Source organism: Cupriavidus sp. SIMBA_020, from assembly GCF_046535395.1.
Classification (GTDB): Bacteria; Pseudomonadota; Gammaproteobacteria; order Burkholderiales; family Burkholderiaceae; genus Cupriavidus; species Cupriavidus campinensis.
Window position 1 is genome coordinate 1 of sequence record NZ_JAWRWU010001391.1, and the last position, 245, is coordinate 245.

Sequence of the window (245 nt, forward strand, 5' to 3'; positions counted from 1 at the left end):
TGCGCTGATGCCAGGCCGACCTGCATTGCTCCTGATCAAGATGCGAGATGCAGTCGAGCAGGATCAAGGTCAGCCGCTCACCAAGAATCTGTCCGAGCTTCGAGCACAACTTGATCGAGTGCCAGGGAGCTATCGCATCCTGCGCAAGGGCAAGCGCGTGGTGGCCGGCATGGACGCCGAAGAGGTCCTGTTTGCGCTTCAGGACGGCCCGATTACGGTCTACCGTTTCTATCTGCTGGCGCCGG

General features: G+C 60.4%; 1 protein-coding gene. It reads left to right on the forward strand.

Annotated elements, in window-relative coordinates:
- Window positions 1-25 precede the first annotated feature (25 nt).
- Window positions 26-245, forward strand: a 220-nt coding sequence (locus tag SB751_RS34080; protein WP_410749506.1) for a T6SS immunity protein Tli4 family protein, incomplete at its 3' end; no start/stop codon positions are given.